This is a genomic window from Streptomyces sp. NPDC058157 (genome assembly GCF_042884105.1).
GTDB lineage: Bacteria > Actinomycetota > Actinomycetes > Streptomycetales > Streptomycetaceae > Streptomyces.
Genome location: NZ_JBHVUQ010000126.1, coordinates 1 through 22,503 on the forward strand (window position 1 = coordinate 1; position 22,503 = coordinate 22,503).

The window sequence follows — 22,503 nt, forward strand, 5'->3', positions numbered from 1 at the left end:
GCTCCGGCGGGCCCACCGGTTCCTGGGCGGGAGCGGGATCAGTCCCGGATCGAGGTGATCTTCCGGGTCGCCAGGTCGGCCTGGACGTGGACCGTGGTCGTGGTGTTGCCGCTCCACGTGAGGGTGACGGCGGCGTTGGTCTTGCCCATCCCGCTGTCGATCGAGGTCACCTTCCACTTCAGCGGCACGTTCTGCGCGCGCAGCACCCCGTTCGCGTGGTTGGCCTCCTCCCACTGCCTCAGCTCCCGCTGGAGGGGCTCGGAGAGGTAGAAGGCGCGCAGCTGGTCCGCGGTCCGGCCGTCGCCGTCGTAGACCGCGTCGATGTAGGAGCCGTAGAAGTCGGCGATCCGGGTGAACGCCCCTTCCGGGCTGCCGGAGACGGACGGCGGCGCGGCGGCCGTGGCCGAGGTGCCGGAGACGAGGGCGAAGGAGAGGGCGGCCGCACCCGCGGTGGCGGCGAGGGCGACGGACGTGGTGCGCTTGGTCGGGAACTGGAGCATCGGTCGGTACCTTTCCCCTGATCACGTGCTGCTGCCGGTACGGTCCCCGGCTGCCCCTGAAGACGCGGAAACAACGCCAACGGGTTCTCCTTGTCCGGGAAATGGCGAGATTTCGCTCGTACGGGCGATCTGTGCCCCCGGGACCGGGCGACGGCGGAATGCGGTGGACGGGCCGGAGGTTGCCAGGGACGCGATATCCGACTCCGTACGCACTGGAGAGCTCATGAAGATCGGCATCATCGGCGCCGGCAACATCGGCGGCAACCTCACCCGCCGGCTCACCGCCCTCGGACACGAGGTACGCGTCGCCAACTCCCGCGGCCCCGAGACCCTGGCCGGCCTCGCCGAGGAGACCGGGGCCACCCCGGTCACCGTGGCCGAGGCGGCCCGCGGCGCCGAGATCGTCGTGGTCACCGTCCCCTTCAAGAACGTGCCCGACCTGCCCGCCGGCCTCCTCGCGGAGGCCGCGGAGGGCTTCGCCGTCATCGACACCAACAACTACTACCCGCGCGAGCGCGACGGCCGCATCGCCGCCGTCGAGGACGAGGGCCTCACCGAGAGCCGCTGGACCGAACGCCAGCTGGGCCACCCGGTGATCAAGGCCTTCAACGGCACCTACGCGATCGACATCCTGGAGCGGCCCCGCCCCGCGGGCGACCCGGAGCGCATGGCCCTGCCCGTCGCCGGTGACCACGAGGAGGCGAAGAAGGCCGTCCGCGCGCTGATCGACGAGCTCGGCTTCGACACCGTCGACGCGGGCGGCATCGACGACTCCTGGCGCCAGCAGCCCGCCACCCCGGTCTACGGGCTGCGCGCGGGAGCCGAGGAGGTCACCCGCGCCCTGTCCGGGGCCTCGTCCGTCCGCACGCCGGAGTTCCGCGGCTGAGCACCTGCCCGGCGCACGCCCGGGCCGCCGGACCTCAGGTCCGGCGGCCCGGGCCGACCGTCCGCGTCCGGCTGCCCGCGGACGGCGCCACCGGGCAGACTGTGCGGCGTGACGACAATGAGCAAGGGCGCCAACCTGCCGGTCGCGGCAGCCTCCGTCAGAGCCGTGCTCGGCTGGTCCGCCGGGCCGGGCGTACCCGACGTGGACGCGTCCGCGCTGCTGCTGACCGGCGGCGGACGGGTCCGCTCCGACGGTGACTTCGTCTTCTACAACCAGCCGCGGCACGCCTCCGGCGCCGTGCGCCACGCGGGCAAGCGGCCGGGAGCCGACGCCCTGGAGGTCGACCTGTCCGCCTTGGAGCCGGACGTCGCACGGGTGCTGCTCTGCGCCTCCGCCGACGGCGGCACTTTCGGCCACGTCCCCGGGCTCCACCTGCGGCTGCTCGACGCGGTGTCGGGGGCCGAGGTGGCCCACTTCCCGATCGAGGCCGGGCCGGAGACCGCCCTGGTGGGCGGGGAGCTCTACCGGCGGGCCGGCGGTTGGAAGTTCCGGGCCGTCGGCCAGGGGTACGCGAGCGGACTCGCGGGACTGGCGACGGACTACGGCATCACGGTGGACGACACCCCGCCGGCCTCACCGGCCCCGGCACCCCCGCAGCGCCCGACGGCCCCTCAGGCACCGGCGCCCCTTCAGGCCCCGACGGCCCCTCAGGCCCCCGAGCCCGCACGGTATTCCCCGCAGGCGCCGGCTCCGGCCTGGCCCCCGGCCGCTCCCGCCCCGGTTCCCGCCCCCGCGCCCGCCGAGCCCGTCGTGCGCCTCGTCAAGGGCGAGGAGTGGCTCCCGCCGGAGATGCGCGAGCGGCTGTCCCTGCGCAAGGAGCAGGTGGCCGTCAGCCTCCGCAAGGCCGGCGCGACCGACGTCACCGCCCGCGTCGTCCTCGTCCTCGACGCCTCCGGCTCGATGAGCACCCTCTACGCCCGCGGCACCGTGGCGGGCGTGGTGGAGCGGATGGCCGCCGTCGCCGCGCAGCTGGACGACGACGGCGAGATGCAGGCCTGGACCTTCGCCACCCACCCCGCCCGGCTGCCCGACCTCGCCATCGGCGACCTCCCGGAGTGGCTGCGGCTGCACGTGCGCGTCGGCCAGATGAGCGTCTTCGGCCGCAGGAGGCCGCCCAGGGGCCTGGTCCCCGGCCAGGTGGACATGCGTCAGGTCGGCTTCCAGAACGAGGAGCAGAGGGTCATCGCCGAGGTGCGCGCCTTCGTCCGCGCCCACCCGGTGCCCGTGCCCACCCTCGTCCTGTTCTTCTCCGACGGCGGGGTCTACCGCAACGCCGAGATCGAGCGGGAGCTGCGGGAGGCCGTGGAGGAGCCGGTGTTCTGGCAGTTCGTCGGCCTCGGCCGGGCCGGCTTCGGCGTGCTGGAACGGTTCGGCGCCCTGCCCGGCCGCCGGGTCGACAACGTCGGCTTCTTCGCCGTCGACGACATCGACCGGATCCCGGACCCCGAACTGTACGACCGGCTGCTGTCGGAGTTCCCCTCCTGGATCCGCGCCGCCCGGCAGGCGGGCATCCTGCGCTGAGCCCCCGGCCCCCGGCGGAGCGCGGACCGGTCGGAACCCTTGACCCACGGCTGGTCCAGACCAATCATGAGGCGTCCGCCCGTTCGCTCGCGCCCCACCGGGAGCCTTCGTTGAGACTGCGTCAGCATGCCCTCCGCCACTTGAGTGCGGCCTGCGCCACCCTCGCCACCGCCGCCGCACTGCTCGCCGCCGCCGGCGCCGGGCCCGCCCAGGCGGCCACCCCCTACGCGGCCACCCCACTGCCCGCGCACGTCTTCGCCCCCTACTTCGAGGCGTACTCCTCCGACAGCCCCGCCGACCTCGCGCAGAAGTCCGGCGCGAAGTACCTGACGATGGCCTTCGTCCAGACCGAGGCCAAGGGCTCCTGCACCCCGTACTGGAACGGCTCCACCCAGCAGCCCGTCGCCGACTCCGTCTTCGGCGCCGACTTCGCCGCGATCCGCGCCCGCGGCGGAGACGTCATCCCCTCCTTCGGCGGCTACGCGGCCGACAGCGGGGGCACCGAGATCGCCGACAGCTGCACCAGCGTCGACTCGATCGCCGCCGCCTACCAGAAGCTCGTCACCACCTACGACGTCAGCCGCCTCGACATGGACATCGAGGACAAGTCCCTGACGAACAAGGCCGGTGTCGACCGCCGCAACCAGGCGATCAAGAAGCTCCAGGACTGGGCCGCCGCCTCCGGGCGCCCCCTGCAGATCTCCTACACCCTCCCCACCACCACGAGCGGACTCGCGAGCAGCGGGCTGGCGGTCCTCAAGAGCGCCAAGGCCGCAGGAGCCAAGGTCGACGTGGTGAACCTGATGACCTTCGACTACTACGACGGCGCCGCCCACGACATGGCCGCCGACACCCGCACCGCCGCCACCGGCCTCTACGACCAGCTGGCCGCCCTCTATCCGGAGCGGACCCCCGCGCAGCTGTGGGGCATGATCGGCGTCACCGAGATGCCGGGCATCGACGACTACGGGGCCGCCGAGACCTTCACCACCGCCAACGCCACCGCCGTCTACGACTGGGCGGTCTCCAAGGGGATCAACACCCTCTCCTTCTGGGCCCTGCAACGCGACAACGGCGGCTGCCCCGGCACCGGCGGCTCCGACACCTGCTCCGGCATCGCCCAGGACCCCTGGTACTTCACCCACGCCTTCGCCCCCTTCACCGGCGGCGGCGGACCGGCCGCCGACGACTTCTCGGTCTCCGTGGCCCCCGGCTCCGCATCCGTCGCCCCCGGCGGGACCGCCACCGCCACCGTCTCCACCCAGGTCACCTCCGGCGCGGCCCAGCCCCTCGCGCTGACGGTCTCCGGCGCCCCCGCAGGCGTCACGGCCACCCTCACCCCCGACGCGGTCACCGCCGGGGCCTCCGCGAAGCTCACGGTCGCCGCCTCCGCCGGGGCGGCCCCCGGCACCTATCCGCTCACCGTCACCGCCGCCGGGAAGACCAGCCACGGCGCCGCCTTCACCCTCACGGTCTCCGGCCCGGGCGGCGGCAGCGGCGCCCTCGTCAACGGCGGCTTCGAGAGCGGCTCCCTGGCCCCCTGGACCTGCGAGAACGGCGGCTCGGTCGTGACGGCCCCGGTCCACGCGGGTACGTACGCCGTCCAGGGCAACCCGGACTCGGCCCACACCGGCGAATGCGCCCAGACCCTCACCCTGGCCCCCAACACCGCCTACACCCTCGGCGGCTGGGTCCAGGGCAGCTACGCCTACCTGGGCGTCCGCGGCGGGGCCGGCGCCAGCACGTGGACCAGCGCGACCGGCTGGACCAAGCTGACGGTGCCCTTCACCACCGGCGCCTCCGGAACCGTCACGGTCTACCTCCACGGCTGGTACGGGCAGGGCCCGGTCCGCGGCGACGACTTCGCCGTGAACCAGGCGGGTTAGGCTCGGCCCACCGCCCGGGTCCGTACCGGTCCGCCGGACGGTACGGACCCGAGGGAAGGAAACCCCGCATGCCCGGCCCCGCCGCCCTCCGCATCCTGCGCGCCGCCGACCGTACGGCGGTGCCCTGGAAGAACGGCGGCGGGGTCACCCGTGAGATCGCGGCCGAGCCCGAGGAGGCCGGGACGGCGGACTTCGGCTGGCGGGTCAGCCTCGCCGAAGTCGCCGCCGACGGCCCCTTCTCGGAGTTCCCCGGCGTCGACCGCACCCTCACCCTCGCCGAGGGCGCCGGCATGGACCTCACGGTCGCGGGGGAGCCCCGGCGCGTCGACGAGCGGTACGCGCCCTGCGACTTCCCCGGGGACGAGCCGACCGGCTGCCGGCTGCTGGACGGGCCCGTGGTGAACTTCAACGTGATGTACCGGCGCGGCCGCGTCGAGGCGCACACCGCCGTCGTCCGCGGCTCCCTCGCCCTCTCCGCCCCGCCGGGGACCACCCTCCTGGTCGTCGCCCTGGACGGGCCGGCCCGGCTCGACCACTCGGAGGGGACCGTCGAACTCGGCCCGTACGACGCCGCCTTGCTGGGGGGTCCCCAGGCACCCTGCCGGGTCCGCACCGCAGGCCGGACGGCCGTCGTCGCACTGCGGACGTCCGGCACCGGGGATTGAGCCGGGGCCGGCGGTCTTTCGGACAACCTCCCCGCACGGCTGGGTCAAGGGCCGGCAAAGCGCCATGCTGGCGCCCATGCCTTCGAACACCCGCACGCCGAACACCCGCACGCCGCACACCGATCCGGTACGCGCGGGGGGAGCGCCCAGCCGGCGCGCCCTGCTGCGGACCGCCGTCGCCGGTACGGCCGCCGCCGGAACCGCCCTCGCCCTCGGCCCGGCCCTCCCCGCCTCCGCCGCCCCGCAGCCGGGCAGCGCCGGCCGCCCCGCCACGCCCCAGCAGGCCCTGCGGGAACTGGAAGCCGGCAACCGGCGCTGGCGCACCCTGCGCGAGGAGCACCCGCACGAGTCGCCGTCGACCCGGCTGCGGCTGGCCACGGGACAGCACCCCTTCGCCGTCGTCCTCGGCTGCGTGGACTCCCGCGTCCCGCCCGAGCTCGTCTTCGACCAGGGGCTCGGCGACCTGCTGACGGTCCGCTCGGCCGGCGAGGTCCTGGACGAGGCCGTGCTCGGCAGCATCGCCTACGGGGTGCTGGAACTGGCGATCCCCCTGGTCCTGGTCCTCGGCCACCAGTCCTGCGGAGCCGTCGGCGCCGCCGTCCACGCCGACGAGACCGGCGGCCGGCTCCCCGCCCACATCCAGTACCTGGCCGACCAGATACGCCCGTCCATCGACCACGGGCAGCAGGGCGACGCCCGCGTCGCCGCCACCATCGACGCCCACGCCCGCCGCACCCGCGACCGGCTCGCCGCCGAACCCGACCTGGCCCGCGCGGTCTCCGCCGGCCGGCTCGCCGTCGCCGCGGCCCGCTACGACCTCCGCGACCAGCGGGTCCGCACCCTGGCGTAGCCCCCGACTCCCCAACTCCCCACGGCCCGGCGGCCCCCGGGGCGGTCCGGCCACCGCGCCCCGTGCAGAATCGAGCGGTGACCACGACCGAACCCGAGACGGACCCCTTCGACGAGCACCGAAGGCTCCTGTTCGCCACCGCCTACCGCATGCTCGGCACCGTCAGCGACGCCGAGGACATCGTCCAGGACGCCTGGCTGACCTGGAACAAGGCCGACCGCTCGGAGGTGCGCCACCCCAAGGCGTACCTCGTGCGCACGGTCACCAACCTCTCCCTGAACCGCCTCACCTCCGCCCGCGCCACGAGGGAGGAGTACGTCGGCCCCTGGCTCCCGGAGCCCCTGCTCACCTCGCCCGACGTGGCCCAGGACAGGGAGCTCGCCGAGAGCGTCTCCATGGCGATGCTCGTCGTCCTGGAGACGCTCTCGCCCCTGGAGCGGGCGGTGTTCGTCCTGCGCGAGGTCTTCGGCTTCTCGCACGCGGAGATCGCCGGCTTCCTCGACCGCGAGGAGCCGGCCGTCCGGCAGGTCTCCTCCCGCGCGCGCAAGCACGTCGCCGCCCGGCGGCCGCGCTTCGACACCGACGCCGCGGAGCGCGAGCGGGTCACGGACCGCTTCCTGACCGCCTGCGCCGGTGGCGACATCAACGCCGTCCTGGAGATGCTCGCCCCCGACGTGACCGCCTGGTCGGACGGCGGCGGCAAGGTCACCGCCGCCCGCCGCCCGCTGTACGGGGCCGACCACGTGGCCCGCTGGCTGTTCGGCGTCCTCGCCAAGCCGGCCAACGCCGGGGCCACCGTCACCCCCGCCCTGGTCAACGGGGAGCTCGGCATCCTCGCGGAGCTGGCCGGAACCCCGATCGCCGTGGTCACCTACGACCTGGACCACGGTGTGATCCGCAACCTCCGCATCCAGGTCAACCCCGACAAGCTCGCCCGCCTGCGCCGCTGAGGGACCGCCCCGGCCGGGCTCCCACCGCGCTCCCACCGGGGTCCGGCAGGGGGTCCGGCCGGGCGGCCGAAAAAATTTCCGCCCCTCCTGTCACATCCGCAGGCCGCCCCGCGTCAGAGTGGTGTGAACAAGAACAAGATCGCTCTCGCCGCCCCGCTGGCCGCCGCCCTCCTGGCCGCGGCCGTCACCACCGCCACCCCCGCCGCAGCCGCGTACGGCAGCCCCTGGCACAGCGCCTGGGGCGCCTCCCCGCAGGCGCCCACCCACACCGACTGGTTCCCCAACTGGTCCGAGGAGGGCTTCCGCGACCAGTCGGTGCGCCAGGTGGTCCGGGCCGGTGCCGAGGGCGACGAGCTGCGCGTCCGGCTGTCCAACGCCTACGGCAAGACCCCGCTGCGGCTGACCGGCGCGACCATAGCCAAGAGCGCGGGCGGCGCCGCCGTCCGCCCGGAGACCGTCCGCACGCTGCGCTTCGGGGGCTCCGGCTCGGTGACCCTCGCGCCCGGCGCGGAACGCTCCAGCGACGCCGTCGCCCTGCCCGTGAAGGCCTTCGAACAGCTCACGGTGACGTTCTACTTCCAGGGCCCCACCGGCCCCGCCACCTTCCACAACGTCGCGATGGCCACCTCCTTCCGGGCCGCCGGAGACCACCTGCGCGACTCCGCCGCGGACGCCTTCTCGGGCGCGGGCGACCAGAGCTTCTCCTGGTACCACCTGGCCGGCGTCGACGTGAAGAACCCCGCCGCCCCCGGCCCGCGCCGAGGCGCGGTCGTCACCTTCGGGGACTCCCTCTCCGACGGGTTCGGCGCCACCCCCGGCGCCGACCGCCGCTACTCCGACGCCCTCGCCGCACGCCTCGCCGCCCAGGGCGCCGCGCGGCCGGTCCTCAACGCGGGCATCGGCGGCAACAAGGTGCTCACCGACTCGCCCTGCTTCGGCGAGAGCGCCCTCAACCGCTTCCGTCGCGACGCCCTCGGCCGCCCCGACACCGGCACCGTGATCGTCCTGGAGGGCACCAACGACATCGTCCAGCCCGACGGGGTCCAGGACCGCTGCACCACGGGCCCCCGGGTCACCGCCCAGCAGATCATCGCCGGATACCGCGAACTGATCCGCGAGGCCCACGCCCGCGGTGTGCGCGTCATCGGCGGCACGATCCCGCCCTACGGGGACTCCGGCTACTGGACCGCGCAGGGCGAGCAGGTGCGCGCCGAGGTCAACCGGTGGATCCGCACCGGCGGCGCCTACGACGCCGTCGTCGACTTCGACCGCGCGGTGGCCGACCCGGAGCACCCGGAGAAGCTCAAGGCCGAGTTCGCCTTCGCCGACCGCCTCCACCTGAACGACGCCGGCTACCGGGCGATGGCCGGCGCCGTCGACCTCAACTCCCTCTAGCGCCAACGGGACAGGCCGGGCACCACCGCGGGTGGTGCGCGAGCGAGGCTCGAGTCCCCCACGAGCCGGGCACCAATCGCGCACCACCACCGCTGGCTACCTTTCGAAGGACCGCCCGCACGTCCAGCACCAAAAGGGGGAGGCACGTGAACAACGCGCTCACCACCCGCCGCATCGCGGCATCGTTCGAGGATCTCGTCGGCGACACCCCGCTGCTCCGCCTCCAGCTCGACGGCCTGCCCGCCACCGCCCGGGTCCTCGCCAAGCTGGAGGCCGCCAACCCGCTGTCCAGCATCAAGGACCGGGCCGCCCTCTTCATGCTGCGGGCCGCCGAGGAGTCCGGCGCGCTGGTGCCCGGCGCCACCGTCATCGAGTCGACCTCCGGCAACACCGGCATCGCCCTGGCCGCGCTCTGTGCCTCCCGCGGCTACCGGTGCCTGATCGTGCTGCCCTCCAACGCCTCCAGCGAGCGGGTGCTGACCCTGCGCATGCTGGGCGCCGACGTCGAGTTCACCGACCACACCCTCGGCTTCCGGGCCTGCGTCGAGCGCGCCGAGGAGCTGCACGCGCGGATGCCCGGCTCCTGGTACGCGCGCCAGCACGAGAACCCCGACAACGTGCGCGCCCACTACGAGACGACCGGGCCCGAGATCTGGCGCGACTCCGGCGGCCACGTCGACTACCTGGTGTGCGGGATCGGCACCGGCGGCACCATCACCGGCATCGCCCGCTACCTGCGCGAGCGCAACCCCGCCCTGAAGGTGGTCGCCGTCGAGCCCGCCGGCTCCGCGCTGCTCTCCGGCGGCGAGCCCGGCCCGCACCGCATCCCCGGCCTCAACGGCGGCTTCATCAGCCCCGTCACCGACGTCCACCTCATCGACGAGGTGATCGCCGTCGACGACGCGGACGCCGCCGCCACCACACGTGCCCTCGCCGCCCGCACGGGGCTCCTCGTCGGGATTTCCGCGGGCGCGGCCGCCCACGGCTGCCTCGAACTCGCCCGCCGGCACGACCTGTCGGACGCGGTCGTGGCGACCGTGTTCCCCGACAGCGGCGAGCGCTACCTCAGCTGGTGGCCGCCGGCCGAGCCCGCCGGCCGGCCCTGAGCGCCCGACCGGGCCCCGCCCCCCACCGTCCGCACCCCGACGCCCGCCCGAGTACGAGCCCGAAATTCCCTGCCGCCGCAGGGGGAGAAGAGAGCGAATGAACCCCGAGCGCACCCTGCTGCTCGTCGGTGGAACCGACGAGACCGTGCAGAAGGCCCACGACCTGGGGCTGAACGTGCTGCTCCTCCAGCACCCGACCAAGGTGAGCGAGCTGCAGAACCGGCTCGCCGCGGCCGTGGAGGTCGTCGACTTCACCGAGTGGTCCCTCGTCGAGCCCCTGGTGCGGGCCTGGCACGAGAGCCCCGGCTTCGCCGCGGCCGTCTCCCTGACCGAGCCGGGGCTGGAGAACGCGGGCCGGATCAACGACCTCTACGGGCTCGGGGGCACCGGCTACGAGGTCACCGCCCGCATCCGGGACAAGGCCGCCATGCGCCGCTACGTCGCCGAGCACGACCCGGAGCACGCGGTGGGCGCCCGCTCCCTGAAGACCCGTGAGGACCTGGACGCCTTCGGCACCTCCTACGGCTTCCCCTTCATCGTCAAGCCCGTCGACGCCACCGCGAGCATCGGCGTCATGCGGGTGCAGGGCCCCGAGGACGCCGACCGGGTCTGGGGCGAGGTCGCCCGCCTGTCGGGCACCCGCACCGACCGGGTCTCCTCCCTCTTCGTCCTCAAGGACTTCCTCATGGAGGAGTTCCTCGACGGCCCCGAGTTCAGCGTCGAGTCCTTCAGCTTCGCCGGCCGCCACGTGATCGTCACCATCACCGAGAAGTTCACCTCGGACGGCCACTTCGCCGAACTGGGCCACGCGGTCCCCGCCCGCCTCTCGGAGGCCGACGACGCGGCGATACGCGAGGGCATACGCGGCTTCCTCGACGTGATGGGCATGCGCGACGGCGTCTGCCACACCGAGGTCCGCCTCACCGCCAAGGGCCCGCGCGTCATCGAGGGCCACAACCGCATCGGCGGCGACTCCATCCCCGAACTGGTGCGCAGCGCCTTCGGCGTCGACCTGGTCACCCTCGCCGTCGGCCACCCCTTCGGCCTGGTCGAGGAGCTCCCCGACCGGCCGCGGGCGCACGGCGGCGCCGCCGTCCGCGCCCTGGTCGGCACCCCGGGCACCACCGTGGAGTCGGTCGCAGGGCTCGAAGTGGCCCGCGCCGCCGAGGGCGTCATCTCCGTCACCGTCGGCGCCAAGCCCGGCGACGGCGTGCGCGTGCTCACGGACAACTGGGACCGGCTCGGTCTGATCGCCGTCTCCGCCGAGGACACCACGGCCGCGATCCGCCGCGGCGCCGAGGTGATCCGCGAGCACATCCGCATCACCCTGGCCCGCCCCGACGGCACCACGGTCCTCGCGCAGCCCTCCGAGATCGCGCCCCGCGAGAACCTGCTGATCATCCACCGCAACCCGCTGGAGCCGTTCCCGTACCGCTCCTGGCTGCCGGACCACACCGGCGACATCGTGGTCCTCGCCAACCGCGAGAAGATCGAACTCGCCGGCGAGAAGGTCCCCGACGGCAACCTCGGCTACACCCGCCTGGAAGTCCACGACGACTTCGACTCCCCGGAGTTCGAGGCCCGCGCCCTCGAACTGATGGCGGAGCACCACATCACCGGCGTGACCGTGCTGCACGAGGGCGACATGGACCTCGCCGCCCGGCTGCGCCAGCGCTTCGGGCTGCGCGGCCCCTGGAAGGACGACGTCAAGCCCTTCCGCGACAAGGCCCTGATGAAGACCCGCGCCCAGGCCTCGGGCATCGAGGTCGCCGCCTGGGTCCAGCCCCGCACCGCCGACGAGGCCCGGACCTTCGCCGAGGCCGAGGGCTTCCCGCTGGTCTTCAAGGAGCGCAGCGGCTTCAACGCGATCGGCCTGCGCATCCTCCGCGACGAGGCCTCCTTCGAGGAGACCCTGACCGAGGCGTACGCGGCCGGCGAGCGGGACGACGTCCTGCTGGAGGGCTTCGTCCCGGGCCGCATGTGCCACGTCGACGGCGTGGTGCGCGACGGCCGCGTCGCGATGGCCTGGCCCTCGCAGTACCAGTACGACCTGTCCTCCTTCGCCTCCGACCCGGGCCCGCGCATCGACCTCACCCTCGACGAGGACGACCCGGTCACCCCGCGCCTGCTCGACCTCGCCGAGCGGGTCCTGGCCGCCCTGGCCCCCGAGGGCTCCCGGCTGCGCGACCACGCCTTCCACATGGAGGTCTTCCTCACCCCCGACGACCGCCTGGTGCTGTGCGAGATCGCCTGCCGCCCCGGCGGCGCCAAGATCCGCGAGGTCTTCCACAGCCTCTTCGGGGTGCACCTCGGCGAATACGCCGTCCGCGCCGACGCCGGGCACCCGCTCCACGAGGCCGTCCGCACGGGCGAGGACCCGGCCGGGCTGCCGCGGCCGCGCCACATGGCCGGCCAGCTGCTGATGATGAAGCGGCCCGGACTGGTGCGCGAGCTCCCGGCCGTCCCCGACGAGCCCTGGCTCGACGGGTTCTGGCTCTACGCCGAGGAGGGCCAGGTCATCGCCCCGGCCTCCGGCTCCTCCGACTTCCTGGCCGCCGCCGTGGGCACCGCGCCGAACCGCACGGAGTGCGAGCGCCGGCTGCGCGGGCTCGGCGAGTGGGTGCGCGAGCACAGCGTGATCGGGGACGCGTCATGACGGGGGGCCGCCTGTCGGCGAAGACGCGGTACATGCTGGGCATGGTGGTCGACGCCACCGGCGCGGGCATGTACCTGCCGCTGTCGCTGCTGTACTTCCACCACGTGACGAAGCTGCCCCTGACCCAGGTGGGCACCCTGATGACGGCCGCCGCCGTGATCGGCCTGATCAGCAACCCGGCGGCGGGCGTCCTCATAGACCGGTTCGGCGCCAAGGCCGTCGTCACCGGCGGGTACCTGCTGCGGGCCGCGGGCTTCTGCACGTACCCGCTGGTGGACAACGGCTACACGATGTTCTGCGTGATCCTGCTGGTGGCGCTGGGCGACACCTCGTTCCCGCCGGCCATCCAGTCGTTCATCGCCGAGTTCGTCAAGGGCAACGAGCGGGACAAGCTGCTCGCCGCGCAGCGCAGCCTGCGCAACGCCGGCCTGGGCGTGGGCGGTCTGATCGCGGGCGGGGTGCTGGCCCTGGGCAGCGACGCGTTCTACTACGTGATCGTCTTCTGCACCGCGGCCGGGTACGTGCTGGCCGCCGTCTGCTTCGGGTCCATCCCGATCCCGCGTACGGCGTCCGGCGCGGGGGCTCCCCGGGTCTCCCGCAAGGGCGGCTACCGCCTGGTGGCGCGCAACCGGCCCTTCCTGGCGCTGACCCTGCTCAACGTGCCGACCGCCTTCGGCTACACGGTGCTCGCCGTCGGCATCCCGGCGTACGTCACCCAGGACCTGGGCGCGTCCACCTCGCTGGTCGGTGTCCTGTACGCCGTCAACACGGTCGGCATCGCGCTGCTGCAGATCCCCGTCACCCGGGCGCTCGTCGCCTTCCGCCGCTCCCGTGCGGTGGCCCTTGGCGCGGCCGTCTTCGCGGCCTCGTTCGTGGTCTTCGCCGCCCTCGCCGCGGTGGGCGACAACTCCGTCATCCTGGTCGGCATCTTCGCCGCGACGGTCCTGTTCACGGCGGGCGAGCTGCTGCACGGCGCCACGGCCTCGGCGCTGTGCGCGCAGGCCGCGCCCGAGGAGACGCGGGGCCGCCACCTGGCCGTCTACCAGCTCTCCTGGGCGGTGCCCAGCGCGCTGGCCCCGGCCGTCCTGACGGCCCTGCTCACCCTGTCGCCGACGGCGATGTGGCTGGTCCTCGCGGTGGGCGCGACGGTCTCGGCGCTGGGCGTGCTGCGCCTGGAGCCCAGGCTGCCCCGGGAGGCGGTCCACCCGGCCCCGAAGCCGGCGCAGAGCGCCCCGGCCGAGCCGGTGCGGGCGCAGCCGGCCTGACGCGGCCGGTCGCCGGAGCCCCCTGCCGGACCGCCTTCCCGCGGTCCGGCAGGGGGCTCCGGTGTTCCCGGCGGCGGGGCCCGTCAGGAGGGGAGGCCGGTGGGCAGGGGGTTCTCCGTCGCCGGGCCGGTCCCGGACGGCGTCGCGCTGCCGCCGGGAGCCGTGCTCGCGGAGGGGGTCAGGGTGCCGGCGGGCGTCCCGGAGGGCTCCGGCGTGGTGCTGGCCGCCCCGCCCGGCAGGGCGCCGGTCAGGACCTCCACCTTGCCGGTGTCGAGCGAGTAGTAGCCGCCGACCACCGCCAGGGTGCCCTTGCGGACCAGGGGTGCCAGGTCGGCGTTGGCGCGCAGTGCGTCGGCGGTCAGCCGGACCTGGGCGCGGACCATCCGGTCCACCGGGTCCGGTCCGCCCTCCTTGACGGCCTGCTCGTACGCCGGGCGCAGCGCCTTCGCGAGCTCCTCCAGGTTGCCCGGCAGGGGCTTCCCGTCGCGCGCCGCCTTGTACGCGGCGTCGATCGCCCCGCAGCGCTGGTGCCCGAGCACCAGGACCAGCGGGGTGGCGGAGGTCATCGGCCCGTACTCGACGGAGCCGGTGACCACCGGGCCGAGCGCCTGTCCGCCGGTGCGCAGGACGTACATGTCACCGAGCCCGGTGTCGAACAGCAGCTCCGGCGGCACCCGGGAGTCGATGCAGGACAGGACCACCGCGAACGGGGTCTGGCTCTGGGCGACCAGCTGACGGCGCGTGGGGTCCCGGTCGGGGTGCTGGAGGTTGCCGTCCACCCAGCGCTTGTTGCCCTCCATCAGCCGCGCGTAGGCGGCGGCCGGGGTGGTGGTCGACGGGTTGGGCGCGGCGGGCTCGGGACGGCCCCTGACCCCGCCGGCCGCGGTGGTGGCCGTCGCGGTGCAGGCCGAGAGCGTGCCCGCGGCGAACGCCGCCAGGCCGCCGGCCAGCAGGGCCGTGCGGCGCGGCAGTCCTGCGCTGTCCATCGCTTTCCCTCCGGGGTCGCCGAACGGGTCCCGTACGGGGGCCCAGGCGACTATCGGACGGGGCGCGGGCGTGGCGGCTGCAGGCGCGAGGGGCGGCGGCCGGGTTTCGCACCGTCGGCCCACACGGCGCGGGCCCGGTCAGGAGGGCAGCGGGCGCGCCGTCACGGGCTGGGACGGGGCCTGGTGGCCGCCCGTGGCCAGCATCCGCACCTCGCCCCGGTCGCTGATCTCGGCGCGTACGATCCCGGTGGCGTCCGCGTAGACCGGGTGCCCGCCGGGGCCGGTCGCCTCGGTGCGGTCCACGACCACGGTGTCCCCGCCCGTCCCGGCGCCGCCGGGGAACCTCAGCTCGTACCGTCCGGTGCTCATGTCTCCATCGTGGGCCGCCCCCGCCCGCCCCGCTATGCGGGAGCCGCGCAGATGACGTCGTACGGGCGTCCGATGGAGAGGGTCAGCTCCATGGGCTCCGTGGTGCCCGCCGGGCACTGCGCCTTCTCCTTGACCAGGTCGAGCACCTTGAAGGCGTCGTGCCCGGCGGTCGCGCAGGCCACCTCCTGGGCGGAGGAGGAGACGCAGTCGCCCTTCACCAGCTGCCCGCCGCCCGCCCCCGCGTCCCCGGGGTGGTCGCCGGAGAGGTTGCGGCCGCACACCGTGTGGGTGGGGATGCCGCCGCCCTTGGACCCGTTCTTCGAGGAGCCGTAGGAGACCGACACCCGGATCATCAGGTCCGTCCCGGCCGGGCACTGGACGGACCCGGGCAGGATCCCGGCCGAGGTGACCTCCAGCGCCTTGAAGGTGGCGCCGGACTCGTCGCAGCCCATCGCCCGGTACCCGTCCGGCGCCTGCTTGGGGTCGGGGCCGCCGCAGTTGCCGACCTGCCAGGACCCGCCGCCCTTCGAGGACGAGGAGGACCCGGACCCGGCGTCCTTGCCGCCGCACGCCGCCGTGAGCGCGAGGCCCAGGCCGAGCGCCGCCACGAGGCCGGCCCGGCGTGCGGCTCCGCCGCGGGTACTGCCCTGCTGGAACATGGTTCTCCCTTATCGCTTCGGTGCGTCCGCCGCCGCCGGGCGGTAGGCGAAGCGGTCGGAGCCGCGTCGTCCCCGCTTCTCCAGCGGCAGCACCCCCGTGGCCGCCGCCAGCCCGAACGGCGGCATGTCGAAGTAGATCGACTCGTACGAGCCCTGCGGCGCGACGTACGTCTCGTGCCAGAGGCCCACGTGCCCGCGCGTCTTCCCGGCCCGCTCCTTGCGGTTGAGCGCCGCCCACATCCGGTGGTGCAGCGCGTCGGGCGCCGTCGCGTAGGCGTAGAGCGCCTCCTTGGACTCCCAGTACTGGACCACGTAGTACGTGCGCGGCGAGGCCGTCAGCAGCACGTGGTTCAGCAGTCCGCGGGCCCGGTCCTTCTTCAGCTCGCGCAGCATCCGCGGCATGCCGGTGAAGACGGGCAGCCAGGAGTGCACGGCCCAGAAGCGGTTGATGCGCATCCCGATGAGCAGGACCACGGCGTCACCCTCGAGGGCCGCCGTGGTGCGGCCCGGAACCGGCTTGGCGAACACGGGGCCTCCGGAAGTCTGGGGTTGGATAGCGACACTTTCCAATAGGGCTCGATGAGATAGTGGCCCTATCCAAGGAAAGGCGCAAGGGATGCGGCTGTCGGAGTTGAGCGAGCGCAGTGGCGTCTCCACCGCGACCATCAAGTACTACCTGCGCGAAGGGCTGTTGCCGCCCGGCCGGCGGATCAGCGCCACGACCGCCGACTACGAGGAGGCCCACCTGCGCCGGCTGCGCCTGGTCCGCACCCTGCTCCAGGTCGGCGGGCTCTCGGTGGCCACGGCGGGGAAGGTGCTGCGGCACATGGACGACGACTCGCTCGGCATGACCATCCGCCTCGGCGCGGCCATGTGGGCACTGCCGCACCCGTCCGCGCCGGACGCCGGCGAGGAGGACGAGGCCCTGGCCACGGCGCGGCGGGAGGTGGACCGGCTGCTGGACGACGTCGGTTGGGAGAGCGCCCGTGAACTGGCCACCGTCAACCCGGACCACACGTCGCTCGTCGAGGCCGTCGCCTCGCTGATCAGACTGGGCTACCCGTGGAACGCGGAGATGATGACCCCCTACGCCCGGATGATGCACCAGGTCGCCGTCCACGACCTGGACTTCACCGAGACCTATCCCTCCGAGACGGAGCAGGTGGAGGCGGCCGTGGCCGCCACCGTCCTGCTCGAACCGATCCTCCGGGCCATGCACCGCATCGCGCAGCAGGAGGAGACGGTCCGCCGCTACGGGATCACCTGACGGGGAGCCGCAGCGAGTCCCGGAGCCCGGCCGCTACTCGAAGCGCGAGGTGTCGCCCGCACCCCGGCGGACGATCTCGGCCTCCCCGCCGGAGAAGTCGATGACGGTGGTCGGCCGGGTCCCGCAGTCCCCGGAGTCCACCACGGCGTCCACCACGTGGTCCAGCCGCTCCTTGATCTCCCAGCCCTGGGTCATCGGCTCGTCCTCGCCGGGCAGCAGCAGGGTGCTGGAGAGCAGCGGCTCACCCAGCTCCTCCAGCAGGGCCTGGGTCACCAGGTGGTCGGGGATCCGCACGCCGACCGTCTTCTTCTTCGGATGCTGCAGCTGGCGCGGCACCTCCGACGTGGCCTTGAGGATGAAGGTGTAGGCACCCGGGGTCGACGCCTTGATCGCGCGGAACACGTCGTTGTCCACGTGCACGAACTGCCCCAGCTGCGCGAAGTTCTGGCACACGAGCGTGAAGTGGTGCTTGTCGCCGAGCTCGCGGATCTGCCGGATCCGCGCCAGGCCCTCCCGGTTGCCCAGCTGGCACCCCAGCGCGAAGCAGGAGTCCGTGGGATATGCGATGAGCGCGCCGGAGCGGATGCTGTCGACCACGCCGCTGATGGTGCGCCGCTGAGGGTTCTCGGGGTGCACGTCGAAGTACTTCGCCATCCGCCGAGCCTACGGGACGGGGACGGGGCCGTTCCGCTCCACCCGCCCCTGCTCCGTCCGGGTTCACTTGCGGTGCCCGTTCGGCCGCAGGACCGAGCGTACGATCATCGGTCCGTCCTCCTGTCGCTTTGATGCTCCCATCGGGCACGCACGACGACTGGGAGGGCCGCGTGGCTATGTCGCGCAAGAAGGCGTGGACCACGGCGGCCGCGGTGACGGGAGCCCTGCTCGCCGTGGCCGCCGCACCCGGCCGCAGCCCCGACACCGAAGCCCCGCAGGACCCCGGCGCGGCCACCGGCCCCGACGCCGCGGTCACCCTCGTCGTCGGACGGGCCCTGGACGCACGGGCCCTGGACCGGGGCCCCGCCCCCGCCGCCCGCTGGTGCGCCGCCCCCGCCTTCGCGAGCGGGCCCTGCGGCACCTGGCGCGAGCAGCGGGTACGGGCCACCGCCCAGGGCACCGCCGACCTCCTGTGGAACCCGGCCCTCGGCAGCACCGGCGCGCTCCCCACCGCCGCCGGCGGCCCGCTGGAGATCGCCCTCGCCCACGCTGAGGCCGGCCGCCTCACCGACGTGACCGTGCACGACGGACACGGCCGCCTGCTCGCCGGGGAGGTGGCCCCCGGCAGCGGCCGCTGGCACAACACCGAACCCCTGCGCGCGGGGGAGGCCTACACCGTCCGGGTCGGCGCCCAGGACGGCGAAGGCCGCCCCGTCGGCGTGACCCTCGCCTTCCGCACCGCCCGCCCCACCGGCGAAGGGGGCCGCCTGACCGCCGAGTTCGGCCCCCGCCCCGGCACGTACGGGGCCGGGGAGATCGTCACCGCCGAACTGAGCCACCCCGTGCCCGCCGACGCCCCCGAACTGCGCGCCCGTGTGGAACAGGCCCTCCAGGTCACCTCCGAACCCCACGTCGAGGGCGCCTGGCACTGGGTCGACGACGCGACCCTGCACTTCCGGCCCCGCACCTACTGGCCCGCCCACACCGTCGTCCGCGTCCGCAGCGGCCTCGACGGGGTCGCACTCGGCGACCTCGGGTACGGAGGCCCCTCCGAGCCCCTGGAGTTCACCGTCGCCGACCGGATCGAGGCCGTCACCGACTCCGCCGCCCACGAGATGACCGTCCGCCGCAACGGCCGCGTCATCCGCACCATCCCGGTCACCACCGGCAAGGCCGGCTTCCTCACCCGCAGCGGCATCAAGGTCGTCCTCGGCAAGGAGGCCAAGGTCCGCATGCGCGGCGACAGCGTGGGCATCCAGAAGGGCACCAAGGAGTTCTACGACCTGCCCGTCCTCTACGCCACCCGGGTCACCTGGAGCGGCGAGTACGTGCACGCCGCCCCCTGGTCGGTCGAGGCGCAGGGGGCGGAGAACGTCAGCCACGGCTGCACCGGCATGTCCACCGAGGACGCCGCCTGGTTCTACGAGACCGTCCGCGAGGGGGACATCGTCGAGGTGGTCAACAGCGGCGGCGACCGGATGTCCCCCTTCGACAACGGCTTCGGCGACTGGAACGTGGACTGGCGGACCTGGCTGGCCGGCAGCGCCCTGACCCCCGCCTCCGCCCACCCCGCCCCGCGCACGGACGCCGCCGCCTCCCGGCTCGACCCGACGACGTGACCCCCCTCGGGCCGCCACCCACCGCGCCGCCGGCCCCGCCGGTGCGCCGGGTGCTGCTCGCGGGGGCGGCCGGGAACTTCGTCGAGTGGTACGAGTTCGGGGTCTACGGCAGCTTCGCCACCGTCCTCGCCGACCGGTTCTTCACCCCCGCCCCGGGCGCCGGGCCGGCCGGGGCGGGCCCGCTCCTCGCCGTGTACGCCTCGTTCGCGGTGGCCTTCTTCCTGCGCCCCGCCGGGGCCCTGGTCTTCGGCCGCCTCGGCGACCGGATCGGCCGCCGCCCCGCCCTGATGCTGTCCGTGGGCCTGATGACCCTGGCGACCACCCTGATGGGCCTGCTCCCCACCCGGGACGCGGCCGGCGCCGCCGCGCCCTGGCTGCTGACCCTGCTGCGCGCCCTGCAAGGGTTCAGCGCGGGAGGGGAGTTCGGCGGCGCGGTGGCCCTGATGGCCGAACAGGCACCGCCCGGCCGGCGCGGCCGCCACGGCGCCTGGCAGTCCTTCACCGTCGCCCTCGGCCTCCTCGCCGGCGCCGCCACCGCCGCCCTCCTGGCCTCCGCCCTGTCCCCGCAGGCCCTCACCGCCTGGGGCTGGCGCGTCCCCTTCCTCCTCTCCCTCCCCCTGGGCCTGACGGCCCTCACCCTCCGCACCTCCCTCCCCGAGCCCCCGGCCGAGGGCGGTCGGGACGTGGCTGCCGACGCGGTTCCCCGCCCCGCCCGGCCGGTCCCGGACCGCCGTGGGGCCGCCGTCACCGCCCGGACCGTGCTGCTCGGCGTCGGGCGGATCATGGGGTGGTCCGCCGCCGGGTACACCTTCCTCGTGGTGCTGCCCTCCTACCTCCAGGCCACCCTCGGCGCCTCCCTCCGCGAGGCCCTCGTGGCCACCGCCCTCGCCAACCTCGGCTTCGCCGCCTCGATCCTGCCCGCCGGGATCCTCAGCGACCGCGTCGGCCGGCGCCCCGTCATGCTCGCCGGGGCCCTCGCCGTCACCCTCCTCGCCCTCCCGCTCCTGCACCTCCTCCAGGATCCGGACGCCCCCGCCCCCGCCAAGGCCGCCGCCGTCTGCGGCGCGGGCGCCGCCGTCGGCCTCCTCGCCGGGCCGGGCCCCGCGATGCTCGCGGAGATGTTCCCCGCCCACGTCCGCTGCACCGGCCTCGGCGTCGCCTACGCCCTCGCCAACGCGGTGTTCTCCGGCTGCGCCGGCCTGGTCATCACCGCGCTGACCGCCGGCACGGGCAGCGGCAACGTACCCGCCTACTACGCCGCCGGCGCCTGCGCCCTCAGCGCGCTCGCCCTCTCCGGCCTGCGCGGCGACGACCACCGCCGGGCCCTGCGGTGAGGGTCGTCGGCCTGATGTCGGGCACCTCGTACGACGCCGTCGACGCGGCCGCGGCCCACCTCACCCTCGAGGACGGCGGCGACACCCTGCACCTGGTCCCGCTCGGCATGGTCAGCGCCCCCTACGAGGAGACCCTGCGTGCCGGGCTCGCGGCCGCCCTGCCGCCCGCGCCCACCACCCTCGCCGACGTCTGCCGCCTCGACACCCTGATCGGCCGGGCCTTCGCCGAGCTGGCCGCCCGCGCCGACCGCGAACTGTGCGGGGGCCGCGCCGCACTGATCGCCTCCCACGGCCAGACCGTCTACCACTGGAGCACCGGCGACCGCGTGCACGGCACCCTCCAGCTGGGCCGCCCCGCCTGGATCGCCGAAGCCACCGGGCTCCCCGTGGTCGGCGACTTCCGCCCCGGGGACGTCGCGGCCGGCGGCCAGGGCGCGCCCCTGGTCGCCCTGATCGACCTGATGCTGCTCCGCGGCCGGCCCGGCACCCCCGCCGCACTGAACCTCGGCGGCATCGCCAACGTCACCGCCCTGCCCCCGGCCGGCCCGCCGGCCGCCTTCGACACCGGGCCCGGCAACGCCCTCCTCGACGCCGCCGTCACCGAACTCACCGCCGGGCGGCTCCGCTACGACGAGGACGGCGCGCTCGCCGCCGCCGGCCGCGTCCAAGAACCGCTCCTGCGGCGCCTGCTGGCCGAGCCCTACTACCGGCTGCCCGCCCCCAAGACCACCGGCAAGGAACTCTTCCACCCCGGCCACCTGCACGCCGCCCTCGACGGCCTCGGCCCCCTCACCCCGCCGGACCTCCTCGCCACCCTCACCCGGCTCACCGCCCGCACCGTCGCCGACGCCCTGCGCCCGCTGCGCGTCAGCGAGGTGATCGCCTCCGGCGGCGGCACCCGCAACCCGGTCCTCATGCGGATGCTCCGCGAAGAACTCCCCCCGCACACCGCCCTGCTGGGCTCCGACGCGCTGGGCCTGCCCGCGGCCGCCAAGGAGGCCTACGCCTTCGCCGTGCTCGGCTTCCTCACCCTGCACGGACTCCCGGGCAACGCCCCCGAGTGCACCGGGGCCGACGGTCCCCGGGTCCTGGGCTCCCTCACCCCGGGCCGCCGGCCGCTGCGCCTGCCGCCCACCCCGCCCCGCCCCCCGCGCCGGCTCACGGTCGGCCCACCGCGTCGCCGGGAGTGACCGTATCGTCGCTGTTAGTGTCGTGACGTGCACGAAGAAGACGGCACCGTCCCCCGTGTCCTGATCGTCGACGACCACCCCCTCTTCCGCGAGGGCCTGCGGGCCGCCCTGGAGAGCGCCCGCGGCGCGCTCGTCGTCGCCGAGGCCGAGACGGGCGGCGAGGTCCCGGGCGCCGTCGACGCCCACCGCCCCGACGTGGTCGTGATGGACCTCTCCCTGCCGGACGTCTCGGGCATCGAGGCCACCCGCCGCCTCGCCGCCAGCCACCCCGGCCTGCCGGTCCTCATGCTCACCATGTCCGACGACGACGGCAGCCTCCTCGCCGCCCTCCAGGCGGGCGCCCGCGGCTACGTGGTCAAGGGCGCGGGCTCCGCAGAGGTGCTGCACGCCCTGCGCACGGTCGCCGCCGGCGGAGCCGTCTTCGGCTCGGAGGTCGCCGCCCGGCTCTCCGCGCTCCTGACGGCCGGTCACCGGCGGGACGCCGGGCAGCTGTTCCCCGCCCTGACCGCCCGCGAGGCCGAGGTGCTCGAACTGATCGCCCGGGGCCACGACAACCGGCGCATCGCCCGCGAACTGGTCCTGTCCGAGAAGACGGTGCGCAACCACATCACCCACGTCTTCGACAAGCTCCGGGTCACCTCGCGGGCCGAGGCCGTCGCCCGGGCCCGGGACGCGGGCCTGGGCG

Annotated in this window: 21 protein-coding genes; 15 read left to right on the plus strand and 6 right to left on the minus strand. The window is 74.6% G+C overall.

Features of this window, described 5'->3' with window-relative positions:
• Positions 1-38: 38 nt before the first annotated feature.
• Entirely contained in the window at positions 39-500 is a 462-nt protein-coding gene (locus ACFVXK_RS26620; RefSeq protein ID WP_389615784.1) for a hypothetical protein, read from the minus strand.
• 223 nt (positions 501-723) lie between these two features.
• Between ACFVXK_RS26620 and ACFVXK_RS26625 the strand changes: the two genes are divergently transcribed.
• From ACFVXK_RS26625 to ACFVXK_RS26670, 10 genes are all read left to right on the plus strand, one after another.
• Positions 724-1,386 (plus strand): NADPH-dependent F420 reductase, encoded by a 663-nt coding sequence (locus ACFVXK_RS26625; RefSeq protein ID WP_389615786.1) that lies wholly within the window; start codon positions 724-726, stop codon positions 1,384-1,386.
• Positions 1,387-1,503: 117 nt separating this feature from the next.
• Positions 1,504-2,967, plus strand: a complete 1,464-nt coding sequence (locus ACFVXK_RS26630; RefSeq protein WP_389615822.1) for a VWA domain-containing protein — start codon at positions 1,504-1,506, stop codon at positions 2,965-2,967.
• A 140-nt stretch (positions 2,968-3,107) separates the two neighbouring features.
• On the plus strand, positions 3,108-4,853 hold the full coding sequence (locus tag ACFVXK_RS26635; RefSeq protein WP_389615788.1) for a glycosyl hydrolase family 18 protein: 1,746 nt from the start codon (positions 3,108-3,110) through the stop codon (positions 4,851-4,853).
• 68 nt (positions 4,854-4,921) lie between these two features.
• Positions 4,922-5,518 (plus strand): HutD family protein, encoded by a 597-nt coding sequence (locus ACFVXK_RS26640; protein WP_389615790.1) that lies wholly within the window; start codon positions 4,922-4,924, stop codon positions 5,516-5,518.
• Positions 5,519-5,594: 76 nt separating this feature from the next.
• On the plus strand, positions 5,595-6,368 hold the full coding sequence (locus ACFVXK_RS26645) for a carbonic anhydrase (protein WP_389615792.1): 774 nt from the start codon (positions 5,595-5,597) through the stop codon (positions 6,366-6,368).
• A 77-nt stretch (positions 6,369-6,445) separates the two neighbouring features.
• Positions 6,446-7,318, plus strand: coding sequence for an RNA polymerase sigma-70 factor (locus ACFVXK_RS26650; protein ID WP_389615794.1), 873 nt, complete (start codon positions 6,446-6,448; stop codon positions 7,316-7,318).
• Between the two features lie 123 nt (positions 7,319-7,441).
• The gene (locus ACFVXK_RS26655; protein ID WP_389615796.1) at positions 7,442-8,713 is read left to right on the plus strand and encodes an SGNH/GDSL hydrolase family protein; all 1,272 of its coding nucleotides are present in this window, start codon (positions 7,442-7,444) and stop codon (positions 8,711-8,713) included.
• Positions 8,714-8,859: 146 nt separating this feature from the next.
• A complete protein-coding gene (locus ACFVXK_RS26660; protein ID WP_389615798.1) occupies positions 8,860-9,819 on the plus strand; it encodes a PLP-dependent cysteine synthase family protein in 960 nt (319 codons plus the stop codon).
• Positions 9,820-9,916: 97 nt separating this feature from the next.
• Positions 9,917-12,475 (plus strand): ATP-grasp domain-containing protein, encoded by a 2,559-nt coding sequence (locus tag ACFVXK_RS26665; protein ID WP_389615800.1) that lies wholly within the window; start codon positions 9,917-9,919, stop codon positions 12,473-12,475.
• Positions 12,472-13,740 carry an MFS transporter gene (locus ACFVXK_RS26670; protein ID WP_389615802.1) on the plus strand — a complete coding sequence of 423 codons (1,269 nt, stop codon included), beginning with the start codon at positions 12,472-12,474 and terminating at the stop codon, positions 13,738-13,740. The genes ACFVXK_RS26665 and ACFVXK_RS26670 overlap by 4 nt, the downstream gene beginning before the upstream one ends.
• Positions 13,741-13,823: 83 nt before the next feature.
• On the opposite strand, the gene ACFVXK_RS26675 is transcribed toward ACFVXK_RS26670, so the two are convergent.
• From ACFVXK_RS26675 to ACFVXK_RS26690, 4 genes are all read right to left on the minus strand, one after another.
• The gene (locus ACFVXK_RS26675; protein ID WP_389615804.1) at positions 13,824-14,726 is read right to left on the minus strand and encodes a carbonic anhydrase; all 903 of its coding nucleotides are present in this window, start codon (positions 14,724-14,726) and stop codon (positions 13,824-13,826) included.
• Positions 14,727-14,864: 138 nt separating this feature from the next.
• Positions 14,865-15,095, minus strand: a complete 231-nt coding sequence (locus ACFVXK_RS26680) for a DUF6296 family protein (protein ID WP_389615806.1) — start codon at positions 15,093-15,095, stop codon at positions 14,865-14,867.
• 32 nt (positions 15,096-15,127) lie between these two features.
• Positions 15,128-15,754, minus strand: coding sequence for a hypothetical protein (locus tag ACFVXK_RS26685; protein WP_389615808.1), 627 nt, complete (start codon positions 15,752-15,754; stop codon positions 15,128-15,130).
• A 9-nt stretch (positions 15,755-15,763) separates the two neighbouring features.
• Positions 15,764-16,282 carry a DUF4188 domain-containing protein gene (locus ACFVXK_RS26690; protein WP_389615810.1) on the minus strand — a complete coding sequence of 173 codons (519 nt, stop codon included), beginning with the start codon at positions 16,280-16,282 and terminating at the stop codon, positions 15,764-15,766.
• A gap of 88 nt (positions 16,283-16,370) precedes the next feature.
• On the opposite strand from ACFVXK_RS26690, the gene ACFVXK_RS26695 reads away from it, so the two are divergent.
• Positions 16,371-17,021, plus strand: coding sequence for a MerR family transcriptional regulator (locus tag ACFVXK_RS26695; RefSeq protein ID WP_389615812.1), 651 nt, complete (start codon positions 16,371-16,373; stop codon positions 17,019-17,021).
• A gap of 33 nt (positions 17,022-17,054) precedes the next feature.
• Here the strand turns inward: ACFVXK_RS26695 and ACFVXK_RS26700 are convergent, their stop codons facing one another.
• A complete protein-coding gene (locus ACFVXK_RS26700; RefSeq protein WP_389615814.1) occupies positions 17,055-17,675 on the minus strand; it encodes an L-threonylcarbamoyladenylate synthase in 621 nt (206 codons plus the stop codon).
• Between the two features lie 176 nt (positions 17,676-17,851).
• Here ACFVXK_RS26700 and ACFVXK_RS26705 point away from each other — a divergent pair, with 176 nt between their 5' ends.
• From ACFVXK_RS26705 to ACFVXK_RS26720, 4 genes are all read left to right on the plus strand, one after another.
• Positions 17,852-19,294 (plus strand): Ig-like domain-containing protein, encoded by a 1,443-nt coding sequence (locus ACFVXK_RS26705; protein ID WP_389615824.1) that lies wholly within the window; start codon positions 17,852-17,854, stop codon positions 19,292-19,294.
• Entirely contained in the window at positions 19,291-20,628 is a 1,338-nt protein-coding gene (locus ACFVXK_RS26710; protein ID WP_389615816.1) for an MFS transporter, read from the plus strand. Before ACFVXK_RS26705 ends, ACFVXK_RS26710 begins: the two co-directional genes overlap by 4 nt.
• Positions 20,625-21,818 carry an anhydro-N-acetylmuramic acid kinase gene (locus ACFVXK_RS26715; protein ID WP_389615818.1) on the plus strand — a complete coding sequence of 398 codons (1,194 nt, stop codon included), beginning with the start codon at positions 20,625-20,627 and terminating at the stop codon, positions 21,816-21,818. The genes ACFVXK_RS26710 and ACFVXK_RS26715 overlap by 4 nt, the downstream gene beginning before the upstream one ends.
• A gap of 27 nt (positions 21,819-21,845) precedes the next feature.
• The coding region (locus tag ACFVXK_RS26720; RefSeq protein WP_389615820.1) for a response regulator at positions 21,846-22,503 on the plus strand (658 nt) is incomplete at its 3' end.

Bases quoted from the DNA above. Each gene is read 5' to 3' on its own strand.
- ACFVXK_RS26645 (WP_389615792.1), top strand. From the start codon at position 5,595: ATGCCTTCGAACACCCGCACGCCGAACACCCGCACGCCGCACACCGAT.
- ACFVXK_RS26695 (WP_389615812.1), top strand. From the start codon at position 16,371: ATGCGGCTGTCGGAGTTGAGCGAGCGCAGTGGCGTCTCCACCGCGACC.
- ACFVXK_RS26665 (WP_389615800.1), top strand. From the start codon at position 9,917: ATGAACCCCGAGCGCACCCTGCTGCTCGTCGGTGGAACCGACGAGACC.
- ACFVXK_RS26670 (WP_389615802.1), top strand. From the start codon at position 12,472: ATGACGGGGGGCCGCCTGTCGGCGAAGACGCGGTACATGCTGGGCATG.
- ACFVXK_RS26680 (WP_389615806.1), bottom strand. From the start codon at position 15,095: ATGAGCACCGGACGGTACGAGCTGAGGTTCCCCGGCGGCGCCGGGACG.
- ACFVXK_RS26630 (WP_389615822.1), top strand. From the start codon at position 1,504: ATGAGCAAGGGCGCCAACCTGCCGGTCGCGGCAGCCTCCGTCAGAGCC.
- ACFVXK_RS26700 (WP_389615814.1), bottom strand. From the start codon at position 17,675: ATGGCGAAGTACTTCGACGTGCACCCCGAGAACCCTCAGCGGCGCACC.
- ACFVXK_RS26625 (WP_389615786.1), top strand. From the start codon at position 724: ATGAAGATCGGCATCATCGGCGCCGGCAACATCGGCGGCAACCTCACC.
- ACFVXK_RS26675 (WP_389615804.1), bottom strand. From the start codon at position 14,726: ATGGACAGCGCAGGACTGCCGCGCCGCACGGCCCTGCTGGCCGGCGGC.
- ACFVXK_RS26705 (WP_389615824.1), top strand. From the start codon at position 17,852: ATGTCGCGCAAGAAGGCGTGGACCACGGCGGCCGCGGTGACGGGAGCC.
- ACFVXK_RS26620 (WP_389615784.1), bottom strand. From the start codon at position 500: ATGCTCCAGTTCCCGACCAAGCGCACCACGTCCGTCGCCCTCGCCGCC.
- ACFVXK_RS26640 (WP_389615790.1), top strand. From the start codon at position 4,922: ATGCCCGGCCCCGCCGCCCTCCGCATCCTGCGCGCCGCCGACCGTACG.
- ACFVXK_RS26685 (WP_389615808.1), bottom strand. From the start codon at position 15,754: ATGTTCCAGCAGGGCAGTACCCGCGGCGGAGCCGCACGCCGGGCCGGC.